The sequence below is a fragment of the Rummeliibacillus pycnus genome (genome assembly GCF_002884495.1).
In the GTDB taxonomy this organism is placed as follows: domain Bacteria; phylum Bacillota; class Bacilli; order Bacillales_A; family Planococcaceae; genus Rummeliibacillus; species Rummeliibacillus pycnus.
Genome location: NZ_KZ614145.1, coordinates 3,820,219 through 3,833,982, shown reverse-complemented (window position 1 = coordinate 3,833,982; position 13,764 = coordinate 3,820,219). Strand labels below are relative to the sequence as shown.

General features: G+C 35.4%; 19 protein-coding genes. 5 read left to right on the top strand and 14 right to left on the bottom strand.

Features of this window, described 5'->3' with window-relative positions:
- Positions 1 to 4 precede the first annotated feature (4 nt).
- The gene (locus tag CEF14_RS19135; protein WP_170061546.1) at positions 5 to 175 is read right to left on the bottom strand and encodes a hypothetical protein; all 171 of its coding nucleotides are present in this window, start codon (positions 173 to 175) and stop codon (positions 5 to 7) included.
- 59 nt (positions 176 to 234) lie between these two features.
- The gene (locus tag CEF14_RS18710) at positions 235 to 1,749 is read right to left on the bottom strand and encodes a leucyl aminopeptidase (protein WP_102694222.1); all 1,515 of its coding nucleotides are present in this window, start codon (positions 1,747 to 1,749) and stop codon (positions 235 to 237) included.
- A gap of 152 nt (positions 1,750 to 1,901) precedes the next feature.
- Between CEF14_RS18710 and CEF14_RS18705 the strand changes: the two genes are divergently transcribed.
- Positions 1,902 to 2,375, top strand: coding sequence for a divergent PAP2 family protein (locus CEF14_RS18705; RefSeq protein ID WP_102694221.1), 474 nt, complete (start codon positions 1,902 to 1,904; stop codon positions 2,373 to 2,375).
- A gap of 39 nt (positions 2,376 to 2,414) precedes the next feature.
- Here the strand turns inward: CEF14_RS18705 and CEF14_RS18700 are convergent, their stop codons facing one another.
- The 4 genes from CEF14_RS18700 to CEF14_RS18685 all read right to left on the bottom strand — a co-directional run bounded on the left by CEF14_RS18700 (position 2,415) and on the right by CEF14_RS18685 (position 5,442).
- A complete protein-coding gene (locus CEF14_RS18700) occupies positions 2,415 to 2,744 on the bottom strand; it encodes a YuiB family protein (protein WP_102694220.1) in 330 nt (109 codons plus the stop codon).
- A 101-nt stretch (positions 2,745 to 2,845) separates the two neighbouring features.
- On the bottom strand, positions 2,846 to 3,337 hold the full coding sequence (locus tag CEF14_RS18695; RefSeq protein WP_102694219.1) for an NUDIX domain-containing protein: 492 nt from the start codon (positions 3,335 to 3,337) through the stop codon (positions 2,846 to 2,848).
- Positions 3,338 to 3,482: 145 nt separating this feature from the next.
- Positions 3,483 to 4,703: an NAD(P)/FAD-dependent oxidoreductase gene (locus CEF14_RS18690; RefSeq protein WP_102694218.1), complete on the bottom strand. Its 1,221-nt coding sequence runs from the start codon at positions 4,701 to 4,703 to the stop codon at positions 3,483 to 3,485.
- Positions 4,704 to 5,079: 376 nt separating this feature from the next.
- Positions 5,080 to 5,442 carry a HesB/IscA family protein gene (locus tag CEF14_RS18685; RefSeq protein ID WP_102694217.1) on the bottom strand — a complete coding sequence of 121 codons (363 nt, stop codon included), beginning with the start codon at positions 5,440 to 5,442 and terminating at the stop codon, positions 5,080 to 5,082.
- A gap of 143 nt (positions 5,443 to 5,585) precedes the next feature.
- Between CEF14_RS18685 and CEF14_RS18680 the strand changes: the two genes are divergently transcribed.
- A complete protein-coding gene (locus tag CEF14_RS18680; RefSeq protein WP_102694216.1) occupies positions 5,586 to 6,263 on the top strand; it encodes a DUF2225 domain-containing protein in 678 nt (225 codons plus the stop codon).
- A 69-nt stretch (positions 6,264 to 6,332) separates the two neighbouring features.
- Here CEF14_RS18680 and CEF14_RS18675 read toward each other — a convergent pair whose 3' ends face one another.
- The gene (locus tag CEF14_RS18675; RefSeq protein WP_102694215.1) at positions 6,333 to 6,575 is read right to left on the bottom strand and encodes a NifU family protein; all 243 of its coding nucleotides are present in this window, start codon (positions 6,573 to 6,575) and stop codon (positions 6,333 to 6,335) included.
- 80 nt (positions 6,576 to 6,655) lie between these two features.
- Between CEF14_RS18675 and CEF14_RS18670 the strand changes: the two genes are divergently transcribed.
- Positions 6,656 to 6,985, top strand: coding sequence for a YuzD family protein (locus tag CEF14_RS18670; RefSeq protein WP_102694214.1), 330 nt, complete (start codon positions 6,656 to 6,658; stop codon positions 6,983 to 6,985).
- Positions 6,986 to 7,067: 82 nt separating this feature from the next.
- Here CEF14_RS18670 and CEF14_RS18665 read toward each other — a convergent pair whose 3' ends face one another.
- Positions 7,068 to 8,132, bottom strand: coding sequence for an NAD(P)/FAD-dependent oxidoreductase (locus CEF14_RS18665; RefSeq protein ID WP_102694213.1), 1,065 nt, complete (start codon positions 8,130 to 8,132; stop codon positions 7,068 to 7,070).
- Between the two features lie 183 nt (positions 8,133 to 8,315).
- On the opposite strand from CEF14_RS18665, the gene CEF14_RS18660 reads away from it, so the two are divergent.
- Positions 8,316 to 8,552 carry a YuzB family protein gene (locus CEF14_RS18660; protein WP_102694212.1) on the top strand — a complete coding sequence of 79 codons (237 nt, stop codon included), beginning with the start codon at positions 8,316 to 8,318 and terminating at the stop codon, positions 8,550 to 8,552.
- 82 nt (positions 8,553 to 8,634) lie between these two features.
- On the opposite strand, the gene CEF14_RS18655 is transcribed toward CEF14_RS18660, so the two are convergent.
- Both CEF14_RS18655 and CEF14_RS18650 read right to left on the bottom strand, forming a co-directional pair.
- Complete coding sequence (locus CEF14_RS18655; RefSeq protein WP_102694211.1) at positions 8,635 to 9,396, bottom strand: TIGR01457 family HAD-type hydrolase; 762 nt, start codon at positions 9,394 to 9,396, stop codon at positions 8,635 to 8,637.
- Positions 9,396 to 9,845, bottom strand: a complete 450-nt coding sequence (locus CEF14_RS18650) for a DUF86 domain-containing protein (protein WP_102694210.1) — start codon at positions 9,843 to 9,845, stop codon at positions 9,396 to 9,398. Before CEF14_RS18650 ends, CEF14_RS18655 begins: the two co-directional genes overlap by 1 nt.
- Positions 9,846 to 9,935: 90 nt before the next feature.
- On the opposite strand from CEF14_RS18650, the gene CEF14_RS18645 reads away from it, so the two are divergent.
- On the top strand, positions 9,936 to 10,202 hold the full coding sequence (locus CEF14_RS18645) for a DUF3055 domain-containing protein (protein WP_102694209.1): 267 nt from the start codon (positions 9,936 to 9,938) through the stop codon (positions 10,200 to 10,202).
- A 143-nt stretch (positions 10,203 to 10,345) separates the two neighbouring features.
- On the opposite strand, the gene CEF14_RS18640 is transcribed toward CEF14_RS18645, so the two are convergent.
- The 4 genes from CEF14_RS18640 to CEF14_RS18625 form a co-directional block, all read right to left on the bottom strand.
- Positions 10,346 to 10,750 (bottom strand): YutD family protein, encoded by a 405-nt coding sequence (locus CEF14_RS18640; RefSeq protein ID WP_102694208.1) that lies wholly within the window; start codon positions 10,748 to 10,750, stop codon positions 10,346 to 10,348.
- A 28-nt stretch (positions 10,751 to 10,778) separates the two neighbouring features.
- Positions 10,779 to 11,696, bottom strand: coding sequence for a lipoyl synthase (lipA, locus tag CEF14_RS18635; RefSeq protein ID WP_102694207.1), 918 nt, complete (start codon positions 11,694 to 11,696; stop codon positions 10,779 to 10,781).
- 107 nt (positions 11,697 to 11,803) lie between these two features.
- Positions 11,804 to 12,604, bottom strand: a complete 801-nt coding sequence (yunB, locus tag CEF14_RS18630; protein ID WP_102694466.1) for a sporulation protein YunB — start codon at positions 12,602 to 12,604, stop codon at positions 11,804 to 11,806.
- A 50-nt stretch (positions 12,605 to 12,654) separates the two neighbouring features.
- Positions 12,655 to 13,758, bottom strand: a complete 1,104-nt coding sequence (locus tag CEF14_RS18625) for an HD domain-containing phosphohydrolase (protein ID WP_102694206.1) — start codon at positions 13,756 to 13,758, stop codon at positions 12,655 to 12,657.
- Positions 13,759 to 13,764 lie beyond the last annotated feature (6 nt).

The window sequence follows — 13,764 nt, the reverse complement described above, 5'->3', positions numbered from 1 at the left end:
TTCATTACCAGTACGGTCTATATGGCGAATAAAATGGTGGATAGTAATATGGTGGATACGGTGGATAATATGGACGATATGATGAGCCGACTAATCCTCCTAAAAAGCCGCCAAAGAATGGTCCTCCTATTGTCCACAAACCTCCACCAAATGGAAATGGTCTAAAAGGTCGCATTTTCATCCTCCTCTCTGCTCTATCATATGTAGAGCATAAGAGAAAGACTAGGAAACAGCCTAATGCTTACTATCTTCTTCTGCCAGACGTTCGATCAATGTAGCGAGTGTTCGCACCATTACACCAGTACCACCTTTTGGTCCTAAATCATACGCACTCATAGCATCAGATGTCCCTGCAATATCCAAGTGAATCCACGGTGTATCACCGACGAATTCTCCAATAAATCCTCCCCCAAAAATCATATGACCATCACTACCTGGAGAATTGTTCAAATCAGCCACATCACTTTTACGGATACGTTTTTTATCGTTTTCTGTTAAAGGTAATTGCCAAACAAATTCTCCTGTTTCATCAGCGGCTTCAAGGAAGGATTCAAAAAATTCTTTGTTATTTGTTAAAGCGCCTGTTTTATCATAACCAAGTGCTGTAATAACACCACCTGTTAACGTAGCTAAATCGATTAAATAATTTGCACCTTGTTGTTTTGCATAGAAAACCGCATCCGCAAGTACTAAACGCCCTTCTGCATCCGTATTTAGAATTTCTACTGTTTTACCACTATATGTAGTGATAACATCATCAGGCTTAAAAGCATCACCAGAAATCATATTATCGGTTGAACCAATTACACCTATCACATTTTTGTTTGGACGTAATTCACCAATAATACGCATTGCTCCAAGAACAGCTGCTGCTCCTCCCATATCACCTTTCATACCAACTAGACCAGATTTAGATTTAATAGAGTAACCGCCGGTATCAAATGTTACACCTTTACCCACAAATCCTACTACATCTTCCCATTGATCAGTCGCTTGGTATTTTAATGTAATCATACGAGGTTCTTCTTTTGAACCTTTATTGACTGCAAGAATAGCACCCATTCCAAGTTCTTCAAGCTGTGCTTTATCTAGAATTTCAACTTCAAAATTATATTCATTTGCAAGCTCTACAGCATATTCAGCTAACTTTGTAGAAGTTAACAAATTACCTGGCTTATTAATAAGTGTGCGAGCTTCATTTACTGCTCTAGCATAAATTTCCCCAACTTCATAACCAGCAACAAGTTCATCAATATCAGCATTTGAGATGAAGCTTACTTGCTCCAATGTAATTTCTGCTACATTAGATGTGGTTTTGTAATTTTCGACCGTGTAAGAACCCATTTCCATCCCTTCAGCAGCAAGAATCACTGCATCCGAAGCTGGGATTTCCTCCGTTTCAAATGAATCTACCCATAATGCAATTGAAGAGGTTTTATGTTGACGAAGTGTTTTTCCTACTAAACCAAAGGCTTCGCGTAAAATATCCGGTGTTAGCATTTTACGATACCCTAATCCAACAAAGACAATTCTTTTTACTTTTGCTTGGGTTGAAAAAACAGGGATTTTAGTGATTGACTTCGCATCTGTTTGGATATCCCCTTCCTTAATCCATTGCTCGATTGGACTACCAAAGAAATCTACAAACTGTTGCCAGTTCGCAACATTATTTTGATTTTTTGAAACTCCGACCACTAATACATCTGCTGTCGCCGAATTGAAATTTTGGAGCTCTTTATTGATAAGCATTGCTATACCTCTTTTCACTTTATTATTTAATTATAACAAATTGATTCAATATACGAAATGTTCAAAATCGTACCACCTTAATAGATGAATGTGAAATGTTTCATATGGTATATTTAGTTTATTAAGTCAATGCTGAAAGGTGCTGATCACAAATTGAACTTCTACACAATCTCCCTTTAATTGCTGCGTTACTTGGTATTTTGATAGCACAACTTGTAAAAATACCGATTCATTTTATTGCAACAAGAGAAATTGATTGGGGACTTTTTACTTCAACTGGGGGGATGCCAAGCTCTCATTCAGCAGCTGTTTCAGCTTTAACAACGGCAATTGCCTTTGAAAATGGGCTATCTTCGTCACTTTTTGCAATCGCTGCAATCTTTTCTGTAATCGTCATGTTTGATGCAACGGGAATACGTTACCAAGCAGGGCAACAAGCCATCGTTATTAATCAAATGCGAAAAGATTTTCAGACCTTTATCATTAAAGCAAAAGCCTTGCCTGAGAAGTCAGGAGAAGAAAAAATAGAAGAATTAAAAACACTCCTTGGACATCGCCCTATTGAAGTTTTTTTTGGTTGCTTAACCGGAATTATTCTCTCTACTCTACTCTATACACTATTCTAAAAAAAAGCAGCGAGCAAAAATGTGCACGCTGCTTTTATGTTAAAACATTTGATAACCCATTCTTCGTAAAATCTTCATCACAATCCCTGAGATAATTGCACCTACTAATCCACTAGCTAGAATCAAAATATCAGCTAATTGTAAGGATACTAGTTTATGACCCAAAGCCGAAAATGCTGTTCCTGCTTTAAAGAAATAATCTAGGAAACTGATATCATCTACAATAAATATCACCACAATAGGATAAAGTATTGCCATGAACCATGTAGATCGAAGTAACATATTCAATAAGAATCCAATACCAAAGAACATAACTAAAAAAATTAGCATGGATAGGATTAATTGGATAATAGAAAATCCACCTGTCATATGTTTGAAACCTCCATATTCTCTCACATAAGTGTAACTTATTGGGACAACGCTTTCAATGACTAGGTATGATTTTCTACGTTTTGTAAAATTCCTGTCAATTAAAAGAACAATTTATACTCTGTATAACCAAAGATGTTATCGCTCTCAATTTCTTCTATCGTTGCAGGTCTTGTTTTTAAGGACAAATCTACTAATTCTAAAAGTAGCATTGAAGTTCGTTTGTCTTCTTTTAGCTCATGTGGCGTCATCCATTTGGCTTCATATAATTCATCCAATTGGACGTTAACTTGCTGTTCTTGAGTATTAGCTGTTAAGTAAAAAATAGCCATGTTATCACTAATTTCGTTTCTTAAAACACCCGTTCTGATTCCTAGTAAACCTTGCATAGATGCTTTAATCCCAGTTTCTTCTTGTAATTCGCGATGGCAAGCTTGGTCAATGGTTTCAGATGGTTGAACAAATCCTGCTGGTAAAGACCACATACCTTCTAATCCGCCATAGCGCTTCATCACAACAAGCCATTCACCATTTTCATTTTCTACTAAACCTGCTACACCAAGCCAAACTTTCGTTCGATCCTTGCTATTCATTACGTTCACCTCCCCAAGACTTTTATCTAATTCACGCGATAGCCTCTTGAAAGGTTCACTCCAAATACAAGAAACCTATCGCTTCATCATTAAAAAAAAAAGCTTCCTACAGCTATCATAACCGAAGGAAGTACAAATGGTACAACTATTTAAGGAGATTTAACTTTCCCTTTTTCCATACTAAACGAGCACCACCGATCAAATATAAAGCACGGTTATCAATAATTTTTTTTATCATTGATGCGGATTTCCCTGTGATTTCTTTACCCCAAATATCACCAATTGCATCGGAGTTTCCCAATGAACAGACAGTACCTTTTAATTTTGGTACAAAAGGTTTTGTTTTTTCTCCTTTTACTAAGGCGACTAAATTTTCTGCCACTGTAACAGCTTGTTGCATGGCGATTTGAGCAGTTGTTGGATAAGGACGATCTGTTTCTTTATTCATCAAGAATGCACAATCTCCTACCATGAAAATATTCGAATAACCTGGAACGCTTAAATCCTCCTCTACAGCGACTCTTGCACGTTTTGATGGTAAATCCGATTCTTCTACGATTCGAGAACCACGAACGCCAGCAGCCCATACAACTGTACCAGCTTTTATGAACTCAAATTGATTTGGACCTTTTTTAATCTTAACGCCTTCATTAGTTGCTTGCACAACAGGAGTCCCTACTGAAAACTCAATTCCCTTTTTGGTAAGTACATTAATTGCGTATTCTACTAGTTTAGGTGAAAACATAGGTAGAACTGTTGGGGCTGCTTCTACACAAATAACACGTACCTTTTCTCTTGGTACATCATATTCTTTACATAGCTCTGGTATTTTATTTGCTAGTTCACCTAAGAATTCGATACCTGTAAATCCTGCTCCACCAACAACAATTTTCAATAAGGTATCATCTTTTTCTGTAGCTTCCTGAGATGCCCATTCCGCAAACTGTGTATTAATGTGATCACGAATTTTCCGAGCATCATTTACATTTGTAATTCCAAATGCAAATTTATCGAGTCCTTCAATACCGAATGTTTCTCCCTCAAAACCAAGACCTACTACTAAATAGTCGTAAGTTAATTCACCTATATTTGTCACTACTTTTTTATTTTTTATATCAATTTTTTTAACAGATTCTTGAACAAAATGTACTTTGTTATTTAGTACAGTTTTAATCTCGTAACGTACTCGTTCAGGTTTTAACGTGCCTGCAGACGCTTCATGTAACCAAGTCGATTCATAATGGTAAGAGTTTTTATTGACAAGCGTAATTTCAGCTTCATCAGAACCTAATTTCTTCTGTAAATTGACAGCTGTTGTTAAGCCACCATAACCAGCACCTAATATCAATATATTCGGTCTTTTCATGAAAACTCCAACCACCTTTTTAGTATTAGCTTTGTTTAATAAAACTGTTCGTTACAAACTCATGCTATCCACGAGCTATCGACAAACATCCGTCATTCCCTTTGCTCAAGAATAAGACATAAAAAAATATAGCTAATTAAAGTTCAGCTATTAAACTGATAAACTAAAAATCATTTTACTAAACAATCATATATCATTTTTAAATTACAATGTATTAGCAATGTTATCTAATTACTATACTATCTGTTTTATACTTTCAATTCAAATTTTTCTTGATTTACCATTTTCATAAAAAAATCCCCTTAGCGCCTGTCAATTTTACATTGACTTTCCTAAGGAGATTTTATGACAACTAATTCGTTAGAATTCTAACAAATTAGCATTCTTCAGGTGTTCCAGCATTCTTCGCTGTTCTAAAAGAACTACCACAACCGCATGAGGCTATTGCATTCGGATTGTCTATAGTGAAGCCTCCGCCCATTAATGATTGTTTAAAATCTATTTTAGTTCCTTGAAGAATTGGGGCATCCTCACGGGATACAAGAATTCGTAAACCATGTTCTTCAAAAAGCTCGTCATCGTCTTGCTTTTCTTTATCGAAGCCCATTGCATATGAAAGGCCACTACAACCGCCACCTTTTACAGCAACTCGTAGATATGAACCCTCTTCATCGTTATTTTGCATCATTTCTTTTATATGAAATGCTGCAGCCTCTGTAATATCAACTACTTGTGTCATCCGTGTCACCTCTTTCCTATATTTATCATATCAATTTTCTGTTGATGAGTAAAATATCAAATGCTCACAAAAATATCAATTTTATCTCTTACTTTATATGATATAATTTTCCTATATCAGTATTTAGAAATGAGGCTATTGATATGGAACTTTCTCCTTATTATGAAAAACAAATTGAATGCATTCACTGTAAAAAAAAATTTAAATCCATGAAAGTAAGATCGAACTTTGTCAAAGTTAAAGAAACTGAAAGTGACTTTCATCCAATTTATGAAAATGATATAAACCCTTTACTTTATAATGTATTCGTTTGCGAGCATTGTGGCTTTTCATTTACTGAAGATTTTGCAAAATATTTTGCACCAGGAGTAATGGAAGCAATTGATGAGCAAATTACATCACATTGGATACCTCATAATTTTTCGGGAGAACGATCAATTGCTGATGCCCTGCAAGCTTATAAACTAGCGCTTGTTTGTGGAGATTTAAAAAAGGAAAAACATATTGCACTTGCTGGACTTGCACTTCGTACTGCATGGCTTTATCGTTTAATTGGCTATGAAGAACAGGAAACACGTTTCCTAAAAATTGCACGTGATCAATATATTGATGCATATTCCACTGAAGATTATGCAGGGACTGCAATGAGTGAAGTACGTGTTATCTATTTAATCGCTGAACTATCTCGACGTATCGGTGATCGCGAACAGGCAATTCGTTACTTCTCTCGTGTTATTGAAAAACAACAATCTTCAAACGAAGCAAAAATAATTGAACTGGCAAAAGACCAATGGCAACAAATGCGAGCTACGAATGATTAAATAGTAAAATCAGAAAAGGCTGTCCAGAGTAGTAGGTTTTCACCTAATAATGGACAGCCTTAAGTTATATTAAAAAACTTGTTCTACTTCTACAACACCTGGTACTTCTTCTAATAGTGCACGTTCAATTCCCGCTTTTAATGTGATGGTTGAACTTGGGCAGCTACCACATGCGCCTAATAAACGTAATTTTACAACACCATCTTCTACATCTACTAATTGGCAATCTCCTCCATCACGAAGAAGGAATGGGCGTAATTTATCTAATACTTCTTGTACTTGTGCTTGCATATCTGAAACATGTTCTGTCATTGCTATCGACTCCTTTCTCTAAAATCATTATAATGTCTATATGATAAAAAATCCATTATAGAAATGCGAGGTTCGCTCTGATGACAAATAAATCAGTGGTTATTGAAATTTACGGAGCTAGTGTACAATGTGCTAGTTGCGTAAATGCTCCATCCTCAAAAGATACGTATGAGTGGCTACAAGCTGCAATTGATCGGAAGTATCCAAACACACCTTATACTATCACTTACATTGATATTGAACGTCCAATTGAGAATGAACGCCATGCTAATTGGGCACAGCGCGTCCTAAATGACGAATTCTTTTATCCATTAATACTCATTAATGATGAAGTAATTGGTGAAGGCTACATACAATTGAAGCCGGTATATCAAGCACTTGAGCGTCATGGCTTTCAAGCACTTACCTAACTCATGCAAGTTCACATTTTTCCTTAAAAAAATGCCAGAAACGTAATTTTTCAACGTTTCTGGCTATTTTTTAAACCATTTTTTAACCATTATGGCGTTTATACATCCATAATAATCCTGATTTCATCAAACGAGCAATTCGACCTGTCACTGTAGTATCCGCTAGATAAACAAATCCTTGTTTTTTACCAAGAGCACCCATAAAGCCTTTTAATTTTATCTCTGGCATTTTTTCTGGTAATGATTGATTGCTCCAACGTAATTTCAAGACTTTTACAATATGTTCTGCTTGTTCTTCCGCTAGTTGTGCACTAGGACCGAATTGTGAAGCTGCACAGTCACCCACAACATAAACATGTTCATCTTCTGGGACATTCATATATTGAGTAACTTTAACGCGTCCTCGTTCTAATTCAAGGCCTGTATCACGAACAACTTTTACTGGTTGAATACCTGCTGTCCACACAACTGCATCCACTTCAATTTTTTCTTCATGATTGTAAAGTACTTTATCTTCTACTTTTGTAATATTTGATTCAGCTATTACTTCTACGTCATGGTTATCAAACCATTTTTTCACGTATTTACTTAGACGTTCTGGGAAGTCTTTTAAAATACGTGGACCACGGTCAAATAATTTAATTTTAAGATCAGCACGGCTCTCACGTAATTCACTTGCTAATTCAATACCACTTAATCCTGCTCCGACAATTCCTACTGTTGAACCAGATGGTAATCCCGCAAGTGTATTATAAGTAATACGAGATTGTGCCATTGTTTGAATACTATATGTTAATTCTTCTGCGCCCGGAACATTATGATAATTATCTTCACAACCTAGTCCGATCACTAAATCATCATATTCAACTTTTGTTCCATTATCCAGATGTACCGATTTATTTTTTAGATCGATTTTTTCGATTTCTCCATATACAGCTGAAAGTCTTTCGTGTTCTGGGAAATTAACACGGATATGTTTTTCAGGTGTAGTTCCTGCAGCCAAAGCATAAAATTCAGTTTTTAAACTATGGAATGGTGCACGATCCACTAGAGTAATTTGTACATCCTCTGGAAAATTGTTTGGTAATAAACGAAGTAATACGCGCATATTGCCGTAGCCTCCGCCTAATAATACTAAGTTTCTCATAGTAATCTCCTTACTTAACAATTTCGTCACATTAATCTGTCCTTAACGAGTATAGCTGATTGTGATAAGTTTCACAATATGTTTGTGATAAGTTTCACAAATAAAAGTAGAAATTTGTTTGAAGTAGAAAAATTGACGAATAAATAAAATCATAGTAGCATTCGAAGGGTGAGGTGACGTATGATGAATCCACTTGTTGAATTTTGCGTCAGCAATTTGGCAAACGGCTCCCAAGAAACATTGGAAGTGCTGGAGAAAGATCCTAATATAGATGTACTAGAATATGGTTGTTTAAGCTATTGTACTAGATGTTCTGACACGTTATATGCACTTGTGAATGGTGAAATGGTTGAAGCTGAAACTCCAGAAGAGTTAACCAAAAAAATTTATCAATTTATTGAAGAAAATCCTTTGTTTTAAGGAAAAAGGGATCTAATAAGTCTGTTTTTTTATACTTATTAGGTCCCTAAATTTTTGGGGAAAACCAACTTCTTTTGGTTTTTTACAGCAAATCAAGTAACGTTTCAACTGTATATGTTGCTGGTTGCTCTTTTCTTTGTACCACTTCTGTACGTGTAACACCTGTATTCACATGTAGTGTATCAATACCATAATTGATTCCTGCAAGAATATCCGTATCGTAGTTATCTCCAATCATAAGCATTTCTTCTTTTTGCAATTGAAATTCCTGACGAATAATCTCTAACATATGTGGTGCGGGTTTACCAATATAAAATGGTGTCACGTCCGTTACATGGTGAATTAATTCAGCAAGAGCGCCGTTACCTGGTGCAAATCCATACTCACTTGGGTATTTGATGTCGCCATTTGTTGCCACAAATACTGCACCATTTTGGATATCATAACATGCGTCAGCCAGCATTTGATAGGTTATTTCAGGGTTCATACCTAGTACAAATACATTCGGATTTTTGTCTACAATGTTCATCCCTTCATCTAGTAGTGCTTGACGAAGGCCATCACCACCTAAAACTTTGACGGTTTTATTTGGATAATGATTGGCAATGTATTTTGCCGTTGCAATTGCTGACGTCATGATACGATTAGTTTTTGCTTCTATCCCCATTTTATGCAATTTTTTTTGAACTTGAGCACGTGTCATTTTCGCATTATTGGTCGCAAAAAAAGGTTCAATTCCTTGTTTTTGTAAATAGTGTATAAATTCTTTCGCTTCTAAAATAGGATCTAATCCTCTATACACTGTACCATCCAAATCAAAACAATAGGCTTTATACTGTTTCATTATTGTTCCTCTGGAATAAATGCTGAAACAGGTCCTAACTCATTGATCAAATAGTCATTTATATGAGGAGAAAATTCTTTAATTGCAGTTAAATTTCCGTTTAATACTTGAACAACTTCTTCATCATTTACTTCTAAAATATCACGGACAAGTCCACGACGAAGTCCGATCAAAGATTTCAGAGGTTGATCCATTTCAGATGTAATCACTTTTTCATCCACTAGAATATCAATAATGTCTTCGTAACTTCCAGGATCACGCATAATAAAGCCATCAATCATAGAGTTACCTACATCGATAATTGCTTCAATAAGAATATTTGCGATGCGTTCAACAGCTAATTTATGTACATCATCAATTAGCCAATTTGTTGTTTGTTCAAACGTATTGATAAGAGAATCCATATATTCAAGGTTATTTGTAATTTTTTTTCGGTCGACAAAATACATTTGTATTTCCTCCATTCAAATAGTAAAGGTTGATACCTTATTCTCTTCTATAGTACCATAATTTTAGTATTGGAAGGGGCTGCGAAAAAAATGGAAAGATTTTTCTTATATGATGATATAGAAGAAAACAAGACGAGATTCGTCAGTTTTATGGGTGAAAACCAACGGTACGATCTTGCAATTTTACAGAGTGTTCGTTTCTATGGGAAGGTACTTGTATTAGACATGCAACATAATCGATTTGCCATTTTAGGAACTGATGATTTAGATGAACCCGGCTATTTAGAACAAGTCTACAATCGCCCTCCTGAAGAAGCGCAAGAAATTCGTGAGTATCTGTACGAATTAATCGGATAGTACACTTCATTAATAGGGATTCCTTTACACATCGTTTTCCATTAGGATAACTTAACTTTTATTATTTTAGACGAATGCTCCAAAATAATGAAACAAAAAAACATCGAGTGAACTTAAAAAAGTTCTTGCTCGATGTTTTTTTGCTACTCTGATTGCACTAATGTATCCGTTTCTTGGTATAATGGAGCATCTGTTTGCTCCACTAATTGTAAATTGTCGCTTTCTATTTCCAATTCATCTGAATCAGCTTCAGATGATTCAACTACTTTTGGTGCTTTGCCCATTTTCCTTAATACAAAATAGGCACACCCAAAATTACAATACTCATATAAATAATCCTGTAATGTACTAATTTTCGTATCAAAAGAGGCTTTTTGGTTTTTATCTTCATAAAAACCTTTTAAACGTAGCTGACCATATCCCCAGTCTCCCACAATATAATCATATTTAGATAATATATCAGTATAACGTGAGATAAAATCCTCTTGTTTAAATCCATCATTTACTTCATCGATTAGTTCATACATGAACTCATCTGCAATAATCATTTTATCACCATCCATTTATAATTGGTGATTACGCATTTTCGCCAAGTGATTGTTTTTGCTTTGTTGCTGCATTTACCTGTTCATCAGCATGGTAACTACTACGTACTAGTGGCCCAGCTTCACAATGTTTGAAGCCTTTAGACATCGCAATTTTACGAAGCTTACCAAATTCTAATGGTGAATAGTATTTCTTTACAGGTAAATGTTTTTTTGTTGGTTGTAGGTATTGACCTATTGTCATAATATCTACATTGTTTGCGCGTAAGTCATCCATTACTTCAATAATTTCCTCTTCCGTTTCACCAAGTCCTATCATCAATGAAGATTTTGTTGGAATATCTGGTTGCATTTCTTTTGCACGGCGTAGAAATTCTAAAGAACGATCGTATGTTGCACGTGCGCGAACTCTTGGTGATAAACGTCGTACCGTCTCTATATTATGATTCAAGATATCAGGTTTAGCATCCATTAGAATTTGCAAGTTTTCTTTTACTCCCCCCATATCGGAAGGTAATACTTCAATAGATGTAAAAGGATTTTTGCGGCGAATTGCACGGACAGTTTCAGCAAGAACACCTGCTCCACCATCTTTTAAGTCATCACGTGCTACCACTGTAATAACAACATGTTTCAAATTCATCAGTTGAACTGAATCGGCTACTCGTTCTGGTTCTGCTAGGTCAAGTTCGTTTGGAAGACCTGTTTTCACTGCACAAAAGCGACAGGCACGTGTACATACATCACCTAGAATCATAAAAGTAGCTGTACGTCGTTCTCCCCAGCATTCGTGAATGTTAGGACACTTTGCTTCCTCACAAACCGTATGTAAGTTCTTTTCTCGCATTAGTTTTTTTAAGCCTTTATATTCTTCGTTCGTATTTAGTTTTATCTTAAGCCAATCTGGTTTTTTAATATGTTCTTCTTTAGTTGGTTTACATGATGTCACGTTTAGTCAGCTCCCATCAACTAGACAAATTATTAATTCTATTACTGTTGTCAATTTAACATATTCAAGGTTTTCTCACAACCTTAGAATCCTTTTACTCCGAATAACTACTGATTATTTACAGACGGTGGTGGAGATGTTGTTGATGATGAAGGTGGTGTCGTTGGTAGTGGTACTTCAATGTTTGGTTGAGCCGAAGACTGATCTTTTGAATAGATATAAGGAACATTTCCTTTAAGAAAACTGATCGCAACAGGAATTTTTTGTTCAACTGTTGTTGACTTACTTGCAAAAGGAACAATAATTTGTACGTTAACAGTCGTTCGCACACTAATCTGTACATAAGCATTATTAATACCAAATTCTACAATTTCTCTTTCTGCATTAACTTGTACGTTTCCTATAACATGAAAACGAATAGGTATTTTCGGCCCTAAATTTCCAAGTAACGGCATACTTGTTGCCAATCCAATCGGTACATAAAATACGATTCCTCCATCTTGTTCCATCGCATCAACATCATAATCTATCCCTTCGTATTTTGGTAGATGGTTTAAATTCCCCTTTTCAGCTTCTTCTAAATGTGATTGAACTAAAGTCTGTGTTTCCGACATAATACGGTTAATTACTTCTGCATTCAATTTAGTATCGACCATTCCCTGGTTATTTCCTTCACTTTCAATCACTTCGTTACTTTCTAAAACATTAGTAGTTCTTGAATTTATGGCCTTACTAATAACATATGAAGCAATTTTGTTTGTCTCAACTTCAGCATATTGCATAAATGTGGGGGTTAGTTTGACATTGATGTAATAAAAAATCAGTAAAATACACCCGAAAAGACTAACTACTACTATTGGCAAGAACCTCGATCGTTTCCGATAAAACAATTGCTTTCTTTTTTTCATTAGTCGCAAAAAGATACCTCCTAACCATTTATATGATTAGGAGGTTGCCATTATTCGACTGGCTCTAGGTAATCAACATCGACCTTTTCAACTAAAATATCTAAATGTTCAGCAAGCAAGATTTCATAGGTTGCCTTTAGCATTTCTCCATTTTCTTCAAAGATACGAATCCATGGACGTTCTGCATTCTCTCTATTTTGCTTGCACACAATCCCTCTACGCCCATCTGCTAATAACAGACATGTTCCATTAGGATAATATGCTACGCACCGTCTAAACGCATTCACAACCTTCTCATCGTATAATGTGCCGCTTCCCTCTTTAATGATATCCAACCCTCTTGATGGAAGCATTTTTTTTCGATAAACCCGATTTGAAGTAACTGCATCAAATACATCTGCTACTGCAATAATCTTGGCATATGGGTGAATTTCAAAATCAAGAAGCCCTCTTGGATAGCCACTACCGTCTAATCGTTCATGATGTTGAAATGCACAATGTGCAGATAAAAGAGAGATTGTATGTAAATTTCTTAGTAAATCAAAACCATATTTCGTATGCAATTTCATTAACTCATATTCCTCATTCGTAAACCGTCCTGGTTTTTTTAGAATTTCTTGAGGAATCATTATTTTACCTACATCATGCAATATTGCACCAATGCCTATTTGTCGTATTTCTACAGGATTGTAATGTAGCTCTTTTGCAATCGCAATGGAATAAACTGCAACTTGTAATGAGTGGGTATATATATAATTATCATAAAGGAAGGCATCACTTAATACAGTTAAAATCTCTTTGTTATTCATTATATTATCGAACAAATCATCAATTATTGCAGAAAAATGTTTTGATTGTTGATCAAGACAATATGTTACATCCTTCCCCTTTATATTTTTTAATTTGTTAAAAGATGATGTAATTTGATCTACTGCGTGTTGGCGCATATCTCTAGGTATGGCTTCTTTAATCTCTATATTTGCGGAAATCTTATCATCAATATATACATACTGAATATTTAACTGTTGTAATCGTTGGATAATTTGGTCCGATACTTTCACACCTTTTTGCAACAATGGTCTACCAGCTTCATTCCAAATGGTTCTACCTATAACCATGCCTGTTTGCAAAACTTTTGTTGATATCAACCGCATGCTTTT